The sequence below is a fragment of the Neorhizobium sp. BETTINA12A genome, from assembly GCF_023006485.1.
Classification (GTDB): Bacteria; Pseudomonadota; Alphaproteobacteria; order Rhizobiales; family Rhizobiaceae; genus Neorhizobium.
In genome coordinates this window covers 1-17,169 of sequence record NZ_JALBGW010000100.1, presented here as the reverse complement: position 1 = coordinate 17,169, position 17,169 = coordinate 1, and the positions used below count along the sequence as shown (strand labels likewise).

16 protein-coding genes and 1 pseudogene are annotated in these 17,169 nt (G+C 62.6%); 7 read left to right on the top strand and 10 right to left on the bottom strand.

Features of this window, described 5'->3' with window-relative positions:
- The 3 genes from MOV61_RS20585 to MOV61_RS20575 all read right to left on the bottom strand — a co-directional run.
- Nucleotides 1-978: MerR family transcriptional regulator (locus MOV61_RS20585; protein WP_247137893.1), on the bottom strand; the 978-nt coding region annotated here is incomplete at its 3' end.
- Between the two features lie 106 nt (nt 979-1,084).
- The gene (locus MOV61_RS20580; protein ID WP_247137892.1) at nt 1,085-3,781 is read right to left on the bottom strand and encodes an EAL domain-containing protein; all 2,697 of its coding nucleotides are present in this window, start codon (nt 3,779-3,781) and stop codon (nt 1,085-1,087) included.
- A 136-nt stretch (nt 3,782-3,917) separates the two neighbouring features.
- Nucleotides 3,918-4,862, bottom strand: a complete 945-nt coding sequence (locus tag MOV61_RS20575) for a sensor domain-containing diguanylate cyclase (protein ID WP_247137891.1) — start codon at nt 4,860-4,862, stop codon at nt 3,918-3,920.
- Nucleotides 4,863-5,149: 287 nt separating this feature from the next.
- On the opposite strand from MOV61_RS20575, the gene MOV61_RS20570 reads away from it, so the two are divergent.
- From MOV61_RS20570 to leuA, 4 genes are all read left to right on the top strand, one after another.
- A complete protein-coding gene (locus tag MOV61_RS20570) occupies nt 5,150-6,328 on the top strand; it encodes a benzoate/H(+) symporter BenE family transporter (RefSeq protein ID WP_247137890.1) in 1,179 nt (392 codons plus the stop codon).
- 38 nt (nt 6,329-6,366) lie between these two features.
- Nucleotides 6,367-6,636 carry a BrnT family toxin gene (locus MOV61_RS20565; protein WP_247137894.1) on the top strand — a complete coding sequence of 90 codons (270 nt, stop codon included), beginning with the start codon at nt 6,367-6,369 and terminating at the stop codon, nt 6,634-6,636.
- Entirely contained in the window at nt 6,626-6,859 is a 234-nt protein-coding gene (brnA, locus tag MOV61_RS20560; RefSeq protein ID WP_038549461.1) for a type II toxin-antitoxin system BrnA family antitoxin, read from the top strand. Before MOV61_RS20565 ends, brnA begins: the two co-directional genes overlap by 11 nt.
- A 326-nt stretch (nt 6,860-7,185) precedes the next feature.
- Entirely contained in the window at nt 7,186-8,907 is a 1,722-nt protein-coding gene (gene leuA / locus MOV61_RS20555; RefSeq protein WP_247137889.1) for a 2-isopropylmalate synthase, read from the top strand.
- Between the two features lie 398 nt (nt 8,908-9,305).
- Here the strand turns inward: leuA and MOV61_RS20550 are convergent, their stop codons facing one another.
- From MOV61_RS20550 to MOV61_RS20540, 3 genes are all read right to left on the bottom strand, one after another.
- Nucleotides 9,306-10,151 carry an anti-sigma factor gene (locus MOV61_RS20550; protein WP_038544288.1) on the bottom strand — a complete coding sequence of 282 codons (846 nt, stop codon included), beginning with the start codon at nt 10,149-10,151 and terminating at the stop codon, nt 9,306-9,308.
- Between the two features lie 2 nt (nt 10,152-10,153).
- Complete coding sequence (locus MOV61_RS20545) at nt 10,154-10,633, bottom strand: RNA polymerase sigma factor (protein ID WP_247137888.1); 480 nt, start codon at nt 10,631-10,633, stop codon at nt 10,154-10,156.
- 98 nt (nt 10,634-10,731) lie between these two features.
- The gene (locus MOV61_RS20540; RefSeq protein WP_038549459.1) at nt 10,732-11,685 is read right to left on the bottom strand and encodes a metallophosphoesterase; all 954 of its coding nucleotides are present in this window, start codon (nt 11,683-11,685) and stop codon (nt 10,732-10,734) included.
- Between the two features lie 65 nt (nt 11,686-11,750).
- On the opposite strand from MOV61_RS20540, the gene MOV61_RS20535 reads away from it, so the two are divergent.
- Complete coding sequence (locus MOV61_RS20535) at nt 11,751-12,239, top strand: NUDIX domain-containing protein (RefSeq protein WP_247137887.1); 489 nt, start codon at nt 11,751-11,753, stop codon at nt 12,237-12,239.
- 197 nt (nt 12,240-12,436) lie between these two features.
- On the opposite strand, the gene MOV61_RS20530 is transcribed toward MOV61_RS20535, so the two are convergent.
- The gene (locus MOV61_RS20530) at nt 12,437-13,426 is read right to left on the bottom strand and encodes a glutathione S-transferase family protein (RefSeq protein ID WP_247137886.1); all 990 of its coding nucleotides are present in this window, start codon (nt 13,424-13,426) and stop codon (nt 12,437-12,439) included.
- Nucleotides 13,427-13,688: 262 nt separating this feature from the next.
- On the opposite strand from MOV61_RS20530, the gene MOV61_RS20525 reads away from it, so the two are divergent.
- Together MOV61_RS20525 and MOV61_RS20520 are read left to right on the top strand one after the other, a co-directional pair.
- Nucleotides 13,689-14,207 (top strand): GNAT family N-acetyltransferase, encoded by a 519-nt coding sequence (locus MOV61_RS20525; RefSeq protein WP_247137885.1) that lies wholly within the window; start codon nt 13,689-13,691, stop codon nt 14,205-14,207.
- A 77-nt stretch (nt 14,208-14,284) separates the two neighbouring features.
- Nucleotides 14,285-15,598, top strand: a complete 1,314-nt coding sequence (locus MOV61_RS20520) for an MFS transporter (protein WP_247137884.1) — start codon at nt 14,285-14,287, stop codon at nt 15,596-15,598.
- Between the two features lie 13 nt (nt 15,599-15,611).
- Here MOV61_RS20520 and MOV61_RS20515 read toward each other — a convergent pair whose 3' ends face one another.
- The 3 genes and pseudogenes from MOV61_RS20515 to MOV61_RS20505 form a co-directional block, all read right to left on the bottom strand.
- Nucleotides 15,612-16,031: a GNAT family N-acetyltransferase gene (locus MOV61_RS20515; protein WP_080719186.1), complete on the bottom strand. Its 420-nt coding sequence runs from the start codon at nt 16,029-16,031 to the stop codon at nt 15,612-15,614.
- Nucleotides 16,032-16,073: 42 nt separating this feature from the next.
- The gene (locus MOV61_RS20510; protein WP_247137883.1) at nt 16,074-16,490 is read right to left on the bottom strand and encodes an N-acetyltransferase; all 417 of its coding nucleotides are present in this window, start codon (nt 16,488-16,490) and stop codon (nt 16,074-16,076) included.
- Nucleotides 16,491-16,493: 3 nt separating this feature from the next.
- Nucleotides 16,494-17,169, bottom strand: a pseudogene (locus tag MOV61_RS20505) (hypothetical protein); the annotation flags it as partial.

Sequence of the window (17,169 nt, the reverse complement as noted above, 5' to 3'; positions counted from 1 at the left end):
CGTGGCAAGGCAGGTGGCGACGGCCTCGTAACCCGGCGCGCCCGGAATGGGTGCAACGCGGCTCGGCGGGCTGTGGTTGGCGGGGCAAAGGATGATTGCCTCGTCCGGTCCGACGGCGCCGAGATCGAGGATCGCCGAGGAACGGGTCATGATGAAGAGCGGGCAGACGCCGGGACCGCGGTTGCGCAGATAGGCCGACACCGCCTCCTGCGATGTCTGGTCCAGACCCTGCTCGATCATGTCGATGACCGGGATGCGGGCCGCGTCGGCTTCGATCGCGACAAGGAGGGCGGTGAGGGCAGGCGTCACGGCTGCACCTTCCTCCTCAAGCCAGGCGAGCGCCTGCTCTACGCGCTGCTTCAGCGCTGGATCGGTTTCCATCCGTGCCCGGGCCTCGGCGGCATCGTTGGCGGCGCGATCGAGGTCGACAAAGACCGCGCCCGGCAGATGTCCGGCGATCGCCTTGGCGAACCGGGTCTTGCCGCTGCCGAGAGGCCCGATGATGTAGTTGAGCGGCCTTATGTCCCGGAGTTCGAAGCGTTCGCCGCCCCAAGGCCAGGGAAGGTCGAAAGCCGCGATGATCTCGGCTGCCGGCCGCGCTAGCCGCGTCAACTCGTGCAGCCCCGGCGGTTCGCCGCCGGCAAGGCCCGCGCGCAGATTGCGGACTTTTTCGACCGTTTCGGCGATCCTTCGGGCCTCCGCTTCGAGCCTCGCCTGATGGGCGGCAAGTGCTGGAGCGAGTTCCTGTGCCTCGCCTTTCAGCACGCGCGCCACCTGCGCGAGGCTGAGGCCGAGGGCTCGCAATGCGGCGATCTCGCCGGCGCGGGTCATTTCAACCGGGCCGTAGGTCCGCCATCCGGCGGCGGTGCGGACAGGGGCGATCAGGCCCCGCTGTTCATAAAGGCGCAGCGCCTTTGGCGATATGCCGAGCCGTTCGGCGGCGTCGGACGGGCTCAGGTAATGTGCGGAAGAACTCAAGGAATCACCTCGTCGGTTGTTGACCGCTCCTCCTATCGGGGCAGCCCCAGGGGCCGGGTCAACAGGTGTTTTGCGGGGTTTCGATTTTTTTGTGGCGGCAGTTCGCTCAGTCGACCAGCGCCGTCGATGACGCGAACCGTGAATGGTTGCCGGCCTCCCAATCGATCGCGAATGTGATGAACTCGTTGGCCGGCATCGGCTTTGCGAAGACGTAACCCTGCAGGGTCTGGCAGCCGAGGCTGCGCAGGATGTCCACATGGGCTGCCGTCTCCACCCCTTCGGCAACGATCTCAATGCCCTGTGAGCGACCTATCTCGATAATCGAGGCGACCAGCCGGCGTTGAGAGCCGGCAGCTTCGAGCGGGGCAATCAGCTTGCGGTCGATTTTCAGCCGCTTGGGCCCGAGTTCGATAAGGCTGACGATCGAAGCGTGGCCGGTGCCGAAATCGTCGATCTCGATATCGATGCCGAGCGCCTTGAGGCTGAGGATCGCGGACCTCAGCTCCTTGTCCTGATCTTCGAAGGAAATCGATTCGAGAAGTTCGAACGACAGGGTCCCGGGGAGGATCGGCAGTTCGGCCAGTCGTTTGAACAGCCTTTCGTCTTTCAGGCGCTGCGCCGAGATGTTGACGGAGAGATGCGGGATGTCGAGCCCGAGCGCACGCCATCTCACCGACTGGAAGAGCGCCTTTTCAAGGATGATCGCATCGATATCGGCGGACCGGTGCAAGCTCTCGGCGATCGCCAGGAAACTGTCCGGCGCCAGCAGGCCACGTTTGGGATGCTGCCAGCGCGCCAGCGCCTCGACGCCGACGATAGCGAGCGAATGCGCGTCGAATTGCGGCTGGAAGAAGGGGGTGATCTGGTCGCCTTCGAGTGCCGTCAGGAATTCGTCGGACATGCGCTTGCGCAGCACCACTGCCGAGCGCAGTTCCTTGGAGAACAGCTCGACGCGGTTGCGGCCGCGCTTCTTGGCTTCATAAAGCGCGATATCGGCATTGATCAGCAATTGGCTCAGTTCTTCGCCGGCTGCGGTCTGGCAGGCTATGCCGGCGCTGCAGCCGATGCGACATTGATGCCCGTCGATATCGATGGGGCGGGCAAGCGTGCTGACGATCGACTGGGCGAGATATTCGGCCCGGCGTTGCGGCTCCGCGCCCCCGGTCACGACGACGAATTCGTCACCGCCGATGCGCGAGGCGAACTCGTCGTGGTCAATCAGTTCGAGCAGGCGGGACGTGGTGGCCTTCAGGACCGCGTCGCCCGCCGCATGGCCGAGCGTATCGTTGACTTCCTTGAAGCGATCGAGATCGATGTGGATGAATGCCAGCCGGTGACCTGCAGCCTGTTTCTCCCCGGCAGTCATGAACTGGTCGAGGAAGCGCCGGTTCGGCAGGCCCGTCAAGGCGTCGTGCAGCGACTGATGTTCGAGCGTGCGCCTTGCCGAACGCAATTCGTCGTTCTGCAGCTCAGCCTTCGTCTGCGCCTGCCGCAGTTCGGAATGCAGCGTGACGTCCCTGGTAACGTCCCAATTGGCGCCGACGACTCGCTTGACGCCTCCCGCGGTCCGGTAGGTGGCGCCGTGTGCACGGATGTGACGGATCTCGCCGTTGCCGGACACGACGCGGAACTCGGTGCGGTAGCTTGTTTCGTTCTTGAGTGCGTCGCGGAAGTATGCTTCGGCGGCTTCCACGTCGTCGGGATGCAGCGCATTGCGCCAGTCCGCGTATTCGCGAACCGTGCGGTCCGGGGAAGAGTCGTAGAGCTCGCGCATGCGCCGATCCCAGATCAGCGTATCGGTCGAAGGTTCATATTCCCAGACGCCGACGCCCGAGGCCTGGAGCGCCAGTTCGAGGCGCTGGGACAGCGTTTCCAGCTGTTCCTCGCGCTGCTGCAGGGTGAGGATGTTGCCGTGGCGTTGCTTCATCAAGAGGCCCGCCCAGAGGAGCGGCGCGGCGATGCAGAAGGCGATTAGAAGGGCGGTGACCCGGAAGCCGAACATGTCCAGCGGCGCGCCCTCCCATCCGCCCTTCGGGACTGCTGCGAGATACCAGGTGTCGTAACCGAGCTCGATCCTTGATTTGACCGGGTCTTGCGAAAATATCGCACCGTTTCCGAGGAAGATGTCGCGCTCGGCGGGGATGGGCCGCTGCGAGATTGCGATGTTCAGCGTCTGCCGCTGGGTATTGACGTTGCTGTCCGTATAGAGCCGATCGAGATCGATGACCGCCGAAACGACACCCCAGAACCGGCCGTTGGCAAGCGAGAAGACCGGATAGCGCGCAATCAGCCCCTGGCCGCCCTGCACCAGATTGACCGGGCCGGTGATGACGAGCGTCCGCCGCTCGACCGCTCTCATCACGGCATCCCGCTGCAGCTCGTTGGTGCGGTAGTCGAGGCCGAGGGCCTTCTTGTTCGCCTCTTCGGGATAGACCAGGCCGACTACCAGGTCCTTGGCGGCGACAACATTGCGCAGCTGTGACGGAACGTCGAAAACCCGCTCCGAAAGCGCCGTGAATTGGGGTTGGTTGATGTTCGGATTGGCGGCAATGGCGGCGACCAGTCCGTAGATCAGATTGACGTTGCCATGAATATTGGTCTCGAGACTTGCGGCCACTCTGGCGAGCTGTTCAGCCGCCTTGACCTGCTGTGCCACATGGTACTGCTCGCGCTTCTCGATATCGGCGCGGACCACGCCGACCAGCAGGCCGGCGACCGCAAGGATGGCCGGGAAAAAATAGCCGAGGCCGAAGAACTGAAGACGAGACGATTTCGATTTCGAGAGAAATGGCAGCGAGGTCATGGAGATTTCCGATGGTGTCCCCCACTGTCGCCGACAAAATTTAAGATTGTCTAATTTACCTGCGTATCAACTACGCAACTATGTGCGGAAGAGGCACAAATTTTTCGTTTGTACGGAAATGGGACCTCGGCCGTGCCTATGCGGGGCTGATCCGGTTCCTGCCGGCACGCTTGGAACGGTAGAGGCCATCGTCGGCCCGTTTCAGAATGTCCTCGGAGGAGGCATCCGCCGACAGAAATTCGCTCAAGCCGCCGCTGATCGTGGCGTGGTGGCCGAGCGTCTCCCGGACCTCGGTTGCGACGCGCTGGCGCAGCCGGTTGGCGATGACGATGCCATGCTCCTGCCGGGTGGCGGGCATGACCACGACGAACTCGTCGCCGCCGAGGCGGGCGAGAAAGTCGGTCTTGCGCAATTCCAGGCGACAGACGCCGGCAATCGCTTTCAGAACAGCGTCGCCCATCGCATGTCCAAGCTCGTCGTTGACGGTCTTGAAGTGGTCGATGTCGAACATGAAAACGGATGTCGGGATATGCTCGTCGCGGAAAAGCTCGAACTTCAGGGCGAGCACGTCCATCAGCTTGCGGCGGTTGAAGAAGCCGGTCAGCGCGTCGGTCTCGCTCTGATGACGCAACTGGTTTTCGACGGCGTTCTTTTCGGTGATGTTGCTGGCGACCCAGACGATCGCATCCTCGCCGTCGACCTGGAAATCAAGCGCCTGCAGGCGCCCCTCGAACCAGATCGGATGTTCGGGACCGTCGTTCTGCAGCCCCTTCACGTCGCTGCCGGAGAGGCTGTATTCGATGATATGCAGGGCACGCGAAGCGAGCGCCTTTTCGATCTCCCGCACAAACCGTTCCGCCTTCTCGACCACGAGGACGTCGTAGAGGCTCTTGCCGACGAGATAGCTGCCCTCGTGATAATACCGGGTGTCCTTGCCGCCGAAGAGCGCGGCATAACGGCCGCTGCGGGTGAGGACGAAGCAGGGATCCGGGAGCGCCGACAGGATGAAATAAAGCTGATCGCGGGAAAAGGCGGTTTCCTGTCCGATCTCGATCTCTGGCGCAAGGTGAGCTGCCGTCATTGCTTTTCCCGGGGCGTTGATGCAATCCGGGCTGCATGGCCGGACCGACCTGGAGCAACGGGCGCACGGTCCGGAGACTACCGCCAAACTCCTTCCAAATTATCAACAGATGCGAATATTCGCATGCACGAACAAAGGGCGGTTGCTCGCGGCCCGGCAAAGCCGAATGGCTGGCTGCAGCCATGGCTTTCCATCTCGGCCGTACCCTTTTGCGGCAAACGCACCTTGCCTTTGCCGGCGGGCCTATGTTCGATTGCGGACTTTCAAATTCATGAGTCCCCGCCCGCATGTTCAAGGATTTTTCCGTTTCAGCCCTGATGATGGGGTTGCTCACTGCCTTTGTCGGGTTCATCAGCTCGTTTGCGGTCATCATGCAGGGGCTGCAGACGATGGGTGCGACCGCACCGGAAATCGCCTCGGCGCTCTTGGCGCAATCGATCTCGATGGGCTTGCTGGCGATCGTGTTCTCGAGCTGGTACCGGATGCCGATCAGCATCGCCTGGTCGACACCGGGGGCGGCGCTTCTATCCGGCATCAGCGTGATCGAAGGCGGATTTCCGGCCGTTGTCGGCGCCTTCGTGGTCTGCGGCGTGCTGATCATTCTCTCCGGCCTGTTCCGGCCGCTCAGCCGGGCGATCCGGCTGATCCCGGCGCCGCTCGCCAATGCCATGCTTGCCGGCATTCTCCTCAGCCTTTGCCTCGCGCCGGTGAAGGCTGTCGCCTTCAATGCGGCGCTCGGCCTGCCGATCGTGCTGACCTGGATGGTCGTGGTTTCGAGATGGCGTCTCTGGGCGGTGCCGGCCTCGCTCGGCGCGCTGATCCTGGTGCTGATCTTCGGTGTCGACCTTCCCTCGGACGCGATGGCGCAGATCGGTCAGGCGATCCATCCGAGCCTCACCTTCGTCACGCCGGTCTTCACCCTGCATGGGTTGATCTCGGTGGCGCTGCCTCTGTTCATCGTCACCATGGCCTCGCAGAACATTCCCGGCATGGCGATCCTGAAAGTGCATCACTACGAGCCACCGGCGGGCGTGATGTTTGTCGGCACCGGCATCTTCTCGATCCTCGGCGGGCTGGTCGGCGGCGTTCCGGTCAACATGGCGGCGATCACGGCGGCGATGTGCGCCAGCGAGGACGTCAATCCCGATCCGGCCAAACGGTACTGGGCGGCGATCGTCGCCGGCTTCGGTTATATCGTGTTCGGCCTGATCGCCGGCGGCATCATCGCCTTCGTGTCGCTGGCGCCGCCGATCCTGCTGCAGGCGGTGGCAGGTCTCGGACTGATCGGCGCCTTTGCCAATGCGGCCTTTGCGGCCTATCGCGACCCGGAAACGCGCGAAGCCGCGGCGATCACCTTCCTCGTGACGGCGTCGGGTCTTTCGTTTGCGGGGATTTCCGGGCCTTTCTGGGGGCTTGTCGCCGGCGGCGTGATGATGGGATTGCAGAGCCTCGTCAAGCGTGCTTGAATGACTGGAAATGGTATAATTTCTATATTATATTGGTTATGAAGTTGGAATTCGATCCTGAGAAGAGCGCCACGAACAGGGACAAGCACGGAATCGATTTCTTGGAGGCGCAGGCGTTGTGGGCAGATGAGAGGCGGACCGTCGCTCCGGTCCAGTCGGATACGGAGTCGCGATATATCCTTACCGGAAAGATTGCGGAGAAGCATTGGACCGCGGTCTATACATGGCGAGGAGACTGGCTGCGAATTATATCGGTCAGGCGCGCACGTGACAAAGAGAAGCAGACCTATGAAGACAATAACCGCTGAAGAGTTTGACAAGAAATTCGACGATGGCGAGGACATCAGCGAATATGTGGACTGGTCTAAGGCCACACGCCCTGGTCTCGAGCCCAAGCGCGTCAATATCGATTTTCCGACCTGGGTCGTGAACGGGCTGGATCAGGAGGCGCGGCGTCTTGGTGTTACGCGGCAGTCGCTGGTGAAACTCTGGATCGCCGAACGGCTTGAGGCAAGACGCCAAGGCAAGTGAAAGCCCACTTGCCTCTCTTCCACTCTGCGGCTATACATCCTGCCCATGACCATGACAGGCGCAATCATGTCCGACCGTTCGTCTACCCGCCGCACCGCGGCCGGGACGATGGTCTTTGCGCTTTCCTCGCTTCTTAGCCTCGACCTTACGCGCGGTTGCCGGGTCCGTTGAGGAGCGCCCGGCGGCCGAAGGCCCGCCCGGCATAAGAGCTCCTCTCACGAACATTCAAGACCGAGCCACAAAAGACCGCTAAAGGTCCGCATCGACGACGGCCAATTCCCCAGACGGATGCCGAGCGACGCGTGAAGCGAGAAGAGACGACGACAATGGACGCCAAGACCAATTCCCCTGTTTCCGGCCCGAAATCCGGCATGCCCGACGCGGCAGTGAAATATCGTGCCTACCCGACCATCAACATTCCCGACCGCACCTGGCCTTCGAAGGTCATCGACAAGGCGCCGATCTGGTGTTCGGTCGACCTGCGCGATGGCAACCAGTCGCTGGTCAACCCGATGGGCCATGACCGCAAGGCCCGCATGTTCCGCATGCTGCTCGACATGGGCTTCAAGGAGATCGAGATCGGCTTCCCGTCCGCCTCGCAGACCGATTTCGATTTTGCCCGCTGGTGCGTGGAAGAGGGCGGCGTGCCGGAAGATGTGTCCATGCAGGTCCTGGTCCAGTGCCGGCCGGAACTGATCACCCGCACCTTCGAATCTCTGGAGGGCGCCCACAAGCCGATCATCCACTTCTACAACTCGACCTCCGAGCTGCAGCGCCGCGTGGTGTTTGCCAAGGACGTCGCCGGCATCAAGCAAATCGCCGTCGATGCCGCGAAGATGATCACCGACATGGCAGCGAAGGCGGGTGGCGGTTTTCGTTTCCAGTATTCGCCGGAAAGCTTTACCGGCACCGAACTGGAAGTGGCGTTGGAGATCTGCAATGCGGTCACCGAGGTGATCAAGCCGACCGCCGAGGACAAGCTGATCCTCAACCTGCCCTCGACGGTGGAGATGGCGACCCCGAACATCTATGCGGACCAGATCGAATGGATGTGCCGCAATCTCGACAACCGCGAAAACATCATCATCTCGCTGCATCCCCATAACGACCGCGGCACCGGTATCGCCGCGACCGAACTCGGCCTGATGGCGGGTGCGGATCGTGTCGAGGGCACGTTGTTCGGCAATGGCGAACGCACCGGCAATGTCGACGTGGTGACGCTCGCCTTGAACATGTACACGCAGGGTATCGATCCGGAATTGGATTGCTCCGACATCGAGCGGATCAAGGCGGTCTACGAATATTCCAACCAGATGGTCATTCCCGAAAGGCATCCTTATGTCGGCGAACTGGTCTATACCGCCTTTTCCGGCTCGCACCAGGATGCGATCAACAAGGGCATGAAGGCGATCAAGGTCGCCAATCACCCCGTCTGGGAAGTGCCCTACCTGCCGATCGACCCGCGCGATGTCGGCCGTTCCTACGAGGCGATCATTCGCATCAACTCGCAATCGGGCAAGGGCGGCATCGCCTACATCCTGGCGGAGGATTACGGCCTCAATCTGCCGCGCAATCTGCAGGTCGAGTTCCGCGAGGAAATCCAGCGGATCACCGACGAAGAGGGCGTGGAGCTTCCCGCCAGGCGCATCTATGAGAGCTTCATCGAGCGCTACGTGGAACAACCCGGCGCGCGGCTGAAATTCGTCGACCACCACACCTATCCGGCAGGCACCGACCATAAAGGCATCCGCGTCGTTGCAGCCGAGATCATCGACCGCGGCGAGGTGAAGCGGATCGAAGGCAAGGGCACGGGGCCGATCGACGGGTTCATCAACGCGCTCTCGACCTATCTCGGCATCGAGCTGTCGGTCGCCGACTATTCCGAACATTCGCTGCAGCACGGCTCGAACGCGTCCGCTATCGCCTATGTGGAGATGGAACATCCGAACGGAAAACTGTTCGGCGCCGGCATCAACAAGAACATCGTCGCGGCTTCGCTGGAGGCGATCGTCTCGGCGGCGAATAGGGTGCTGGCGGCCAGGGGGTGATACCTCAAACTCGCTGAATGCCGAATAGCATGAAAAGCCGCCCGGAATTTCGGGCGGCTTTTTCGATCGTGCGAGACGGTGGATGGCGCGCAGCAAAAGGCCGCAGGACCGCTTGATGGCCGTTTTGGTTCAGATTGTTCTGTTGCAGTTTACTTGCCGGACGTCGCGCTTGCGAAGGCGAGAGCGACCGCAAATACGCCGAAGGCTGCGACGACAAGGCTGACGACGATGATGGTATCGGTTGGCATGATGAACCTCCGTTGGTTTGATGGGAGGTTACGTCGCATCCATCCACTTGCGTTTGAGCAATATCAACCCGTTACCCGCCTACGCAGGTCTGCACGGCAAATTCTGTCGTAGGAGGCCTGACGATCCGCGACAGGATTTAGGTTACGCCCCTAAATCAGCCCCGCCGCCTTTGCCGCGATATCATCCAGATCCGCTGCAGACGAGGGGCCGACGACCATGTAGGTGGCGAGTGGCGTGACCCAGGAGACGAGGCCGGTGTCGTTGCGGATTTCCTCGATCGAGCGGTTGCCCTCGGGCCGGGCCTTGGTGAAGGAAATGGCGATCACGTCGCCGTCACCATCGCCGTCGGTGCGCCGGTAGAGAAGCTGGCCGACCGGCGCGCCGCCGGCAGCAAACAGGCGGGCACCCTGGAAGGTCAGGCCGCTGTCGCTGAGATCGGGGATACGAAAACCGACGCCGGTGTTGGTGGTCAGCCATTCGAGGATATCGGCTGGCCTTTCGGCGGGGATTTCGGCGAGATGATTGGTCTGGCGCGCATAGAGGCGGTAGTGGGCGATGATATCGTCCAGCCAGTCGCGGCTGCTGGTGCCGGGAATGGAAATCATCGAAAACTGCGGAGCCGCCGGGTTGCCGCCGATCATATAGCCGATACCGCCGCCGAGCACGAAAAGCAGGGCGCAGGCGGCAACCGCCTGCAGGCCGGACGGCTTGAAGGAAAGCGTCGGGCGCGGCCCCTGCGGCAGGCGTATGGCCCGGCGCGGCAACGGCGCATTCTTGATGGTGCGCACCAGATTGAGCGGCACCGGTTCCTTCAGCATGTCGTCAAACGCGCGCCGGCCGAGATCGGCGCCGCGCTTCAGGGCATCTTGCAGGGACCGTGCCTGCGGATCGTTGACCAGCAGTTCCTCGACATCGTGCCGGTCCTGCTCGTCGATCTGGCCATCGATATGGGCGGAAAGCCGCAGTTCGAGCGACGACGGATGGGGGATGTTCATCCTCACGCTCTCCGCTCGCTCGTCTGGGCGGCGGCGGTGGCCAGGCTGAGACGTGCTGCGCAAAGACGGGCGGCGAAGAGATCCGGCTGGATGCCGAGGATGGCGGCGGCCTCGGCATAGGCGAATCCCTCCACGTCGGCGAGCAGGAAAACGCTTGCCAAGCCGTCCGGCAGGCAGACGAGGGCAGTCGACGGACGGGAGTTTTCGGCCGGGGAGGCATCGTCGGCAGCATGGATATCGGCGCGCCGGCGCTTCTTGGCCTCGTCGACGAAGGTGCCGCGGATCATGCTGAAAAGCCAGCTTTCCAGCCGGCCTTCGCCCTTCCAGTGATGGCTTTTCTGGATCGCCCGGCCAGCCGCTTCGCGCACCAGGTCATCGGCCTCGACAGCACTTCCCGTCAGCGTCAGCGCAAAACGGCGCAGGCGCGGCAGGAGCGCTACGAGATCGCGCCGAATGTCGGTCGATGGGCTCGGTTGGGTCATGGATAGGAGCGGCTTACCTGTAATCTACTGCAATAACCGGAACGAAGTAATAGCTATGACGAGATTGTGGCGATTCCGCAACAATCGCGCCATTGATTCTACAACATTCTCGCGACTTGCGGAATCGACATCGTCGCCGGCTCTTCGCCATAGAGGAGGCGGCTGTTGTCGAGCGCGACGCCGTCGCCCCATTCCGTCAGGCCGTAGCGTTCGCAGAGCAGGTTCCAGGCGCCGGCTTCACCGGAAAGTGTGAAGAGGTTGTAGGCGGCGCGCGGCTTATGTCCGCCGGGTCCCTGGGAGGCCGATGCGATGCCGACCACCGGCACGTTGCCGCTATGGCTTCGCAGCCAGTAGAGCGTGTTAAGATGCGTATGCCCGTGCAGTACCAGTTCGGCGCCGCCGGTGGAGATCGCTGCCGCGAAACGGCGGATGCCGAGCATGCGTTTGTGCGAAGAGGCGGCGCCGCGGATCGGGGGGTGGTGGATCAGCACGACCCTGAAGAGACCCTCGTCTCCCGCTTTCTTCAACAGGTTGACCGTTTCGCGCGCCTGCCGCGAGCCGTAATAACCGGACGCCGAAAAGGGCAGGGTGGCATTGGAGGTCGAGCAGCCGATGATGGCAAGCGGACCGCGCCGGCGCAGCGTCGGGAAGATATGATCCTCTTCCGGCCATTCGGCGGGGTCGTCGTCGCTCTTGATGAAGGGGTACCATTCGTTGACCGACTTGTCGTGCGCGCCGGGTACATAGGCGTCGTGGTTGCCGGGCACCACAGTCGTATCATAGGGGTCGCCGATCGTGCGCAGCCACTCGCCGGCAAGCCGCGTCTCGATCTTCGTCGCCAGGTTGACGAGATCGCCGGTGATGACCAACTGGTCCGGCTCGCGTGTCTTCAAATCGCTCAAAAGCAGGTCGAGCGTGTTGACGAAAAGGTGCTTGCGCCGATTGCGGTGCCAGTTCACAAAACCGGTGATCCGCTTCGAGAAAAGCTCGCGAAGCGTCAGGTTTGGAAGCGGCCCCAGATGGATGTCGGAAATATGCGCGAATTTGAACATGGCGCACACATAACGCATGAGCGCAGAAATCGTTATCGATTTTCTGGGCGCTCCCGGAGTTATGAATGAGCAGCGAAGGGGTGCCGGAAATCCGCAGTTGGCGCACCCGGATCGTGGTCTGGCTGCTGCACCGCGTCTTCATGCTGACGCGCGGCATGACGCTCGGCGTACGCGCCGCCTGTTTCGACGCAGAAGGCCGTATCTTCCTCGTCCGTCATACCTATGTGCCCGGCTGGTACATGCCGGGGGGCGGCGTCGAGCGAGGAGAGACGGTGCTCGATGCGCTGCGCAAGGAGTTGCGCGAGGAGGGCAATCTGGAAATCCGCGGAGAGATCGCGCTTTTCCACGCCTACTACAACCGCAATGCCAGCAGGCGCGACCATGTGCTGTTCTATCGGGTGACTGTGGAGCAGACGAAGCCGCGTGCGCCGGATCGGGAGATTGCCGAGAGCGGCTTTTTTACGCTTAATGCGCTGCCGGAGGAGACGACCGGGGCGACACTGCGGCGGTTGCGAGAGTTGAAGGGCGAGGTGGAGCGGGCGGAATATTGGTGAGGTATCCCAGGTTGCCCCTCATCCGCCTGCCGGCACCTTCTCCCCGTTCTGACGGGGAGAAGGACAGATGCCGCACCGTCTCACCCTATCCGCAACGCTTTGGTTTAAAGAGGAACCGGAGCTTGCCGCTTGCGTCCTTCGCCCCGCTTTGCGGGGAGAAGGTGCCGGCAGGCGGATGAGGGGCGGGTGCGTCTCGATCAAGCCACCCGCGTCACCTTCTCCCGCCCATGCGGCGCGTCGAGATCCACTACCGGGCCGACGGGGACGATGCCGGTCGGGTTTATGGTCTTGTGGCTCTCATAATAGTGATGCTTGATGTGGAACAGATTGCAGGTCTCGGCGATGCCCGGTTGCTGATAGAGATCAGCGAGATAGCCGGACAGGTTCGGGTAGTCCGCGATGCGGCGGATGTTGCACTTGAAGTGGCCGACATAAACCGGATCGAAGCGTAAGAGCGTGGTGAACAGGCGCCAATCGGCTTCGGTCGTCGTCTCGCCGAACAGGTATCGGCTGCCCGAGAGGCGCTTTTCCAGCATGTCGAGCGTCTCGAACAGGCGGGTGACGGCACCCTCATAGGCGTCCTGGGCAGTTGCGAAACCGGCCTTGTAGACGCCGTTGTTGACGGTGTCGTAGATGACTGCATTGAGTTCATCGATCTCGCCGCGCAGCGCCTGCGGATAGAAATCCGCCGTCGAGCCGGTCAGGCCGTCGAAGGCGCCGTTGAACATGCGGATGATTTCCGAACTCTCGTTCGAGACGATGGTGTTCTCAAGCTTGTCCCAGAGGACGGGCACGGTGACGCGGCCGGAATAGTTCGGATCGGCCTTCAGGTAGACCTGGTAGAGATAGTCCGAGCCGAACAGGTCGTCGCCGGTGGCGCCATCGCGTTTCTTGAACTCCCAGCCGTTCTCCAGCATCAGGTAGTCGACGACCGAGACCGAGATCAGGTCTTCGAGTTTCTTCAGCTTGCGGAAGATCAGGGTGCGGTGCGCCCAGGGACAGGCATAAGAGACGTATAGGTGATAACGCCCGGCCTCAGCCTTGAAGCCTTGCTTGCCGGTGGGGCCGGCGGAACCATCGGCGGTCACCCAGTTGCGGAACTGCGATTCGGCGCGCTTGAAATGGCCCTTGTTTTCCTTGGTGTCGTACCAGACGTCCTGCCATTTTCCTTCGACGAGCCTGCCCATGGTTATCTCCTTGGATTTTCCTTGAGGTGATAGATACGGCACCGGCTGCCGAATACGAGGCAGGATTTTATGAACGGTGTGTTTTTGCGTTGGACGCGGGAAATTTTTCCTGCTAATTCGCTTTCCGGATTTTAAGGATACTTTCCTCTATGACCGAAATGCGGACACTGCGACGACGCTGATCATCGACCACGACGCTAGAACAAGCGTCATCGATATCCCTTGTCCTGTCCGCTCCTTATCCTACGGCTTCGGTCCATCCATGTCTCAGCACAACGTTCTCTACAAACACGACCTCGTTTACCTCACGGAAGATACGTCTCACGACGAGGTCATCGAACTGATCAACGCGGAAGCCTTCGGCCCCGGCCGGCATACCCGCGCCGCCGCCCGCATCCGCGAGCAGGGGCCGCATGACCGGACCCTCTCCTTCGTCTGCGCCGACGACGGCGAAACGATCGCTTCGGTCAGAATGACGCCGGTCTATGCCGGCTCGGTGAAGGGTCACCTGCTCGGGCCGCTCGCGGTCCGGCCGTCGCACAAGAACCGGGGCATCGGCCGCGAGCTGGTGCGGATCGCCATCGAGGCGGCGAAACGCAAGGGTTCGGAAGCGGTGATCCTGGTCGGCGACCCGCCCTATTACGGCCCGCTCGGGTTCGAGAAGGTTGCCTATGGCGCACTGGAATTTCCGGGACCTGTCGATCCCGGCCGGGTTCTGGTCGTGCCGATCGCAGCCGACGTGCATGCCCGGCTCAAGGGCGTCATCGGCTGGCGCGGATAGGCCATTTCCTTTAAGCAGATGATGGATCGGTCGGTGAAAGCCGGCCGGAGGTGTCGTCGAAGCGAGGGACCGGGCGCATGACAGCAATCACCATGGACGAGGCGCTCGACCGCGCCGGAGCGGGGACCTATCAGCGGCGATTGATGGGCATTTTCGGGCTCGTCTGGGCGGCCGATGCCATGCAGGTTCTGGCGGTCGGTTTCACCGCTGCCTCGATCGCGGCAAGTTTCGGGCTGACCGTGCCGCAGGCCCTGCAGACCGGCACCGCCTTCTTCCTCGGCATGCTGCTCGGCGCGCTCGGTTTCGGCAGGCTCGCCGATCGGATCGGCCGGCGCCGGGTGCTGATCGTCACGGTCGCCTGCGATGCGGTGTTCGGTACCCTTTCCATCTTTGCGCCGGATTTCACCATCCTGCTTCTGCTGCGTTTCTTTACCGGCGCTGCGGTCGGCGGCACGCTGCCGGTCGACTACGCGATGATGGCGGAATTCCTGCCTGCCAGGAACCGCGGCCGCTGGCTGGTGCTGCTCGAAGGGTTCTGGGCGATTGGAACGCTGATCGTGGCGCTGGCTGCCTGGGCCGCAAGCCTTGCCGGCGTCGCCGATGCCTGGCGTTATATCTTTGCGGTCACCGCCATTCCGGCGATTGCCGGCATCGGCCTGCGCTTCCTGGTGCCGGAATCGCCGCTCTACCTGATGCGCTCCGGGCGTCACGACGAGGCGAGGGTAATCGTCGACCGGATGCTCGCCGTCAACGGACACACGCCCCTCGGGGCAGGCACCAGCCTGGTCTCGCCGCCGCCGGTCAAGACGACCGGCATCTTTTCCGGCGAGCTTCGCCAGCGCAGCGTCATGATCCTGGCGATCTGGTTTCTTGTCTCCGTCTCTTATTACGGCGTCTTTACCTGGATGCCCGCGAAGCTCGCCGGCGAGGGGTTTGGTTTCGTGCGCGGTTACGGCTTTCTGGTACTGGTCGCACTTGCCCAGCTTCCGGGGTATGCGCTTGCCGCCTATGGTGTGGAAAAATGGGGCCGCAAGCCGACGCTGATCGGCTTCTGCCTGCTCTCGGCGCTCGGCTGCCTGATGTTCGTCGTCGCGCCGAGTGCTCTCCTGGTCGGAGCTGCGCTGCTGATCATGAGCTTTGCGCTGCTCGGCACCTGGGGTGCGCTCTACGCCTATACGCCGGAACTTTACCCGACCGCGTCGCGGGCGACCGGCATGGGGGCAGCCGGTGCCATGGCGCGTCTCGGTGGCCTGCTGGCGCCGTCGCTGGTGGGTTATGTCGTGGTCCAGGGTCTCGGCCTGACGATCGGTATTTTCGCCGGCCTGCTGGTGATCGCGGCGATTGCCGCCACGATGATCAATGCGGAGACGCGACAGGCCTCTCTCGCCTGAACACAGGGAAAGCTCAGAACCGCTTTTGCAGCCACGTCACCGAATGGCCTCCTTCGAGGCCTTTCAGCGTGCCGATCTCGGTATAACCCTGTTTCAGGTATAGCTTGAGCGCTTCCGGGTTCATCGTGTCGATATAGGCGCCGATCGCGCCGCGAGCTTTGGCTTCGGCTTCTGCCATGTCGAGCATGCGGGCGCCGAGGCCCTGGCCGCGCAACTCGTCCGGCACATAGAGCATCGAGATATAAAGCCAGCCGCGGCCGGTATAACCTGTCAGCCCGCCGATCAGATTGCCGTCCCCGTCATGCAGCGGCACCGCCAGTTCGCGGCGGTTGCTGGGGCCGAACGTTGCGGCATTGTGGGTCATCAGCCGTTCGAGGATGAAATCCTCCTCGTCGGCGTTCATGCCTTCGGTGAGTTTCAGGTCGATATCCATGCGGCGATTCTTCGTCCCCATTTTTCGGAGCGAATGGATAACCTACAGAGCTTTCCTGAGGAAGGTGCGGGTGCGGCCCTTCGGAAATTCCGGCAGTTCCCCGAAGATTTCGTAACCCTGCCGCATATAGGCCTTGCGGGCGAGCGGGCTGAACGTGTCGATCCAGGCGCCATGGCAGCCGCGGGCGCGGGCTTCCTCTTCGGCTTGGCTCAGCAGCTTGCCGGCCATGCCTTCACCCCGCAATGTTTCCGGGACGAAAAGCCATTGGGTGAAGAGCCAGCCCCAGGCGGTGTAACCGGAAAGCCCGCCGATCACCTTGTCGTCGACATCGCGGATCAGCACGGCGAGCGGCTTGCGCTCGGATGGGCCGACATCGGCGTCGTTGAAGGCGGTCAGTCCTTCGCCGATCACGGCCAGTTCCTCGGGCGAGGGCGAGGCGGTCACATCAAGCTGCGTCATATGTCAGCGACCCTCGCGCCACCACATCGCCGCGACCGCGAAGAGCAGGGCGGAGAGGCCCGCGAAACCTGCAAACAGCGGCAGCGTGTTGATGCCGCGCAGCACCGTCTCGTCGGTCATGCGGATGACCATGCGGTTGGGATCGTTGACGCGCACTTCGCCGCGAACCGGAAGGATGTCCGGCAGCGAGATGCCATCGCCTGAGGCGACGCGGGTCACGAGGCCACGGGTCTTGTCGGCATAAGGTTTCAGCGTGCTCTCGGTCGAGATCATCGCCTTGAATTCCGGCGCATCCACCGTGCCGACATGCACGAGCGTCGAGAACTGGCCGTTGGTGACCTCGAACAGGCCGGTCTCTTCCATGCGGCGTTCCAGCCGGTACTGGCCGGGCCCGGCAGCCGTCATCGGCACGGTCTCGGTGCGGCCGGATGGATATTTGATCGTTGCGGGGCCTGGATCGTCGCCGATCGTCTGGCGGGTCGCCTCGAGCGTGCGGCCGACGGCGCGGGCGGTCAACGCTTCTTCTTCCAGCTCCGGTTCCTTCATCAGCCAGTGGGCGATGCGGCGATAGAGCGAGACGTGGGGGCCGCCGCCTTCGAAACCGCGGGCCCAGAGCCAGCCCTGGTCGGACAAGAGCATGGCGACGCGGCCTTCGCCCTGCCGGTTGAGCACGAGCAGC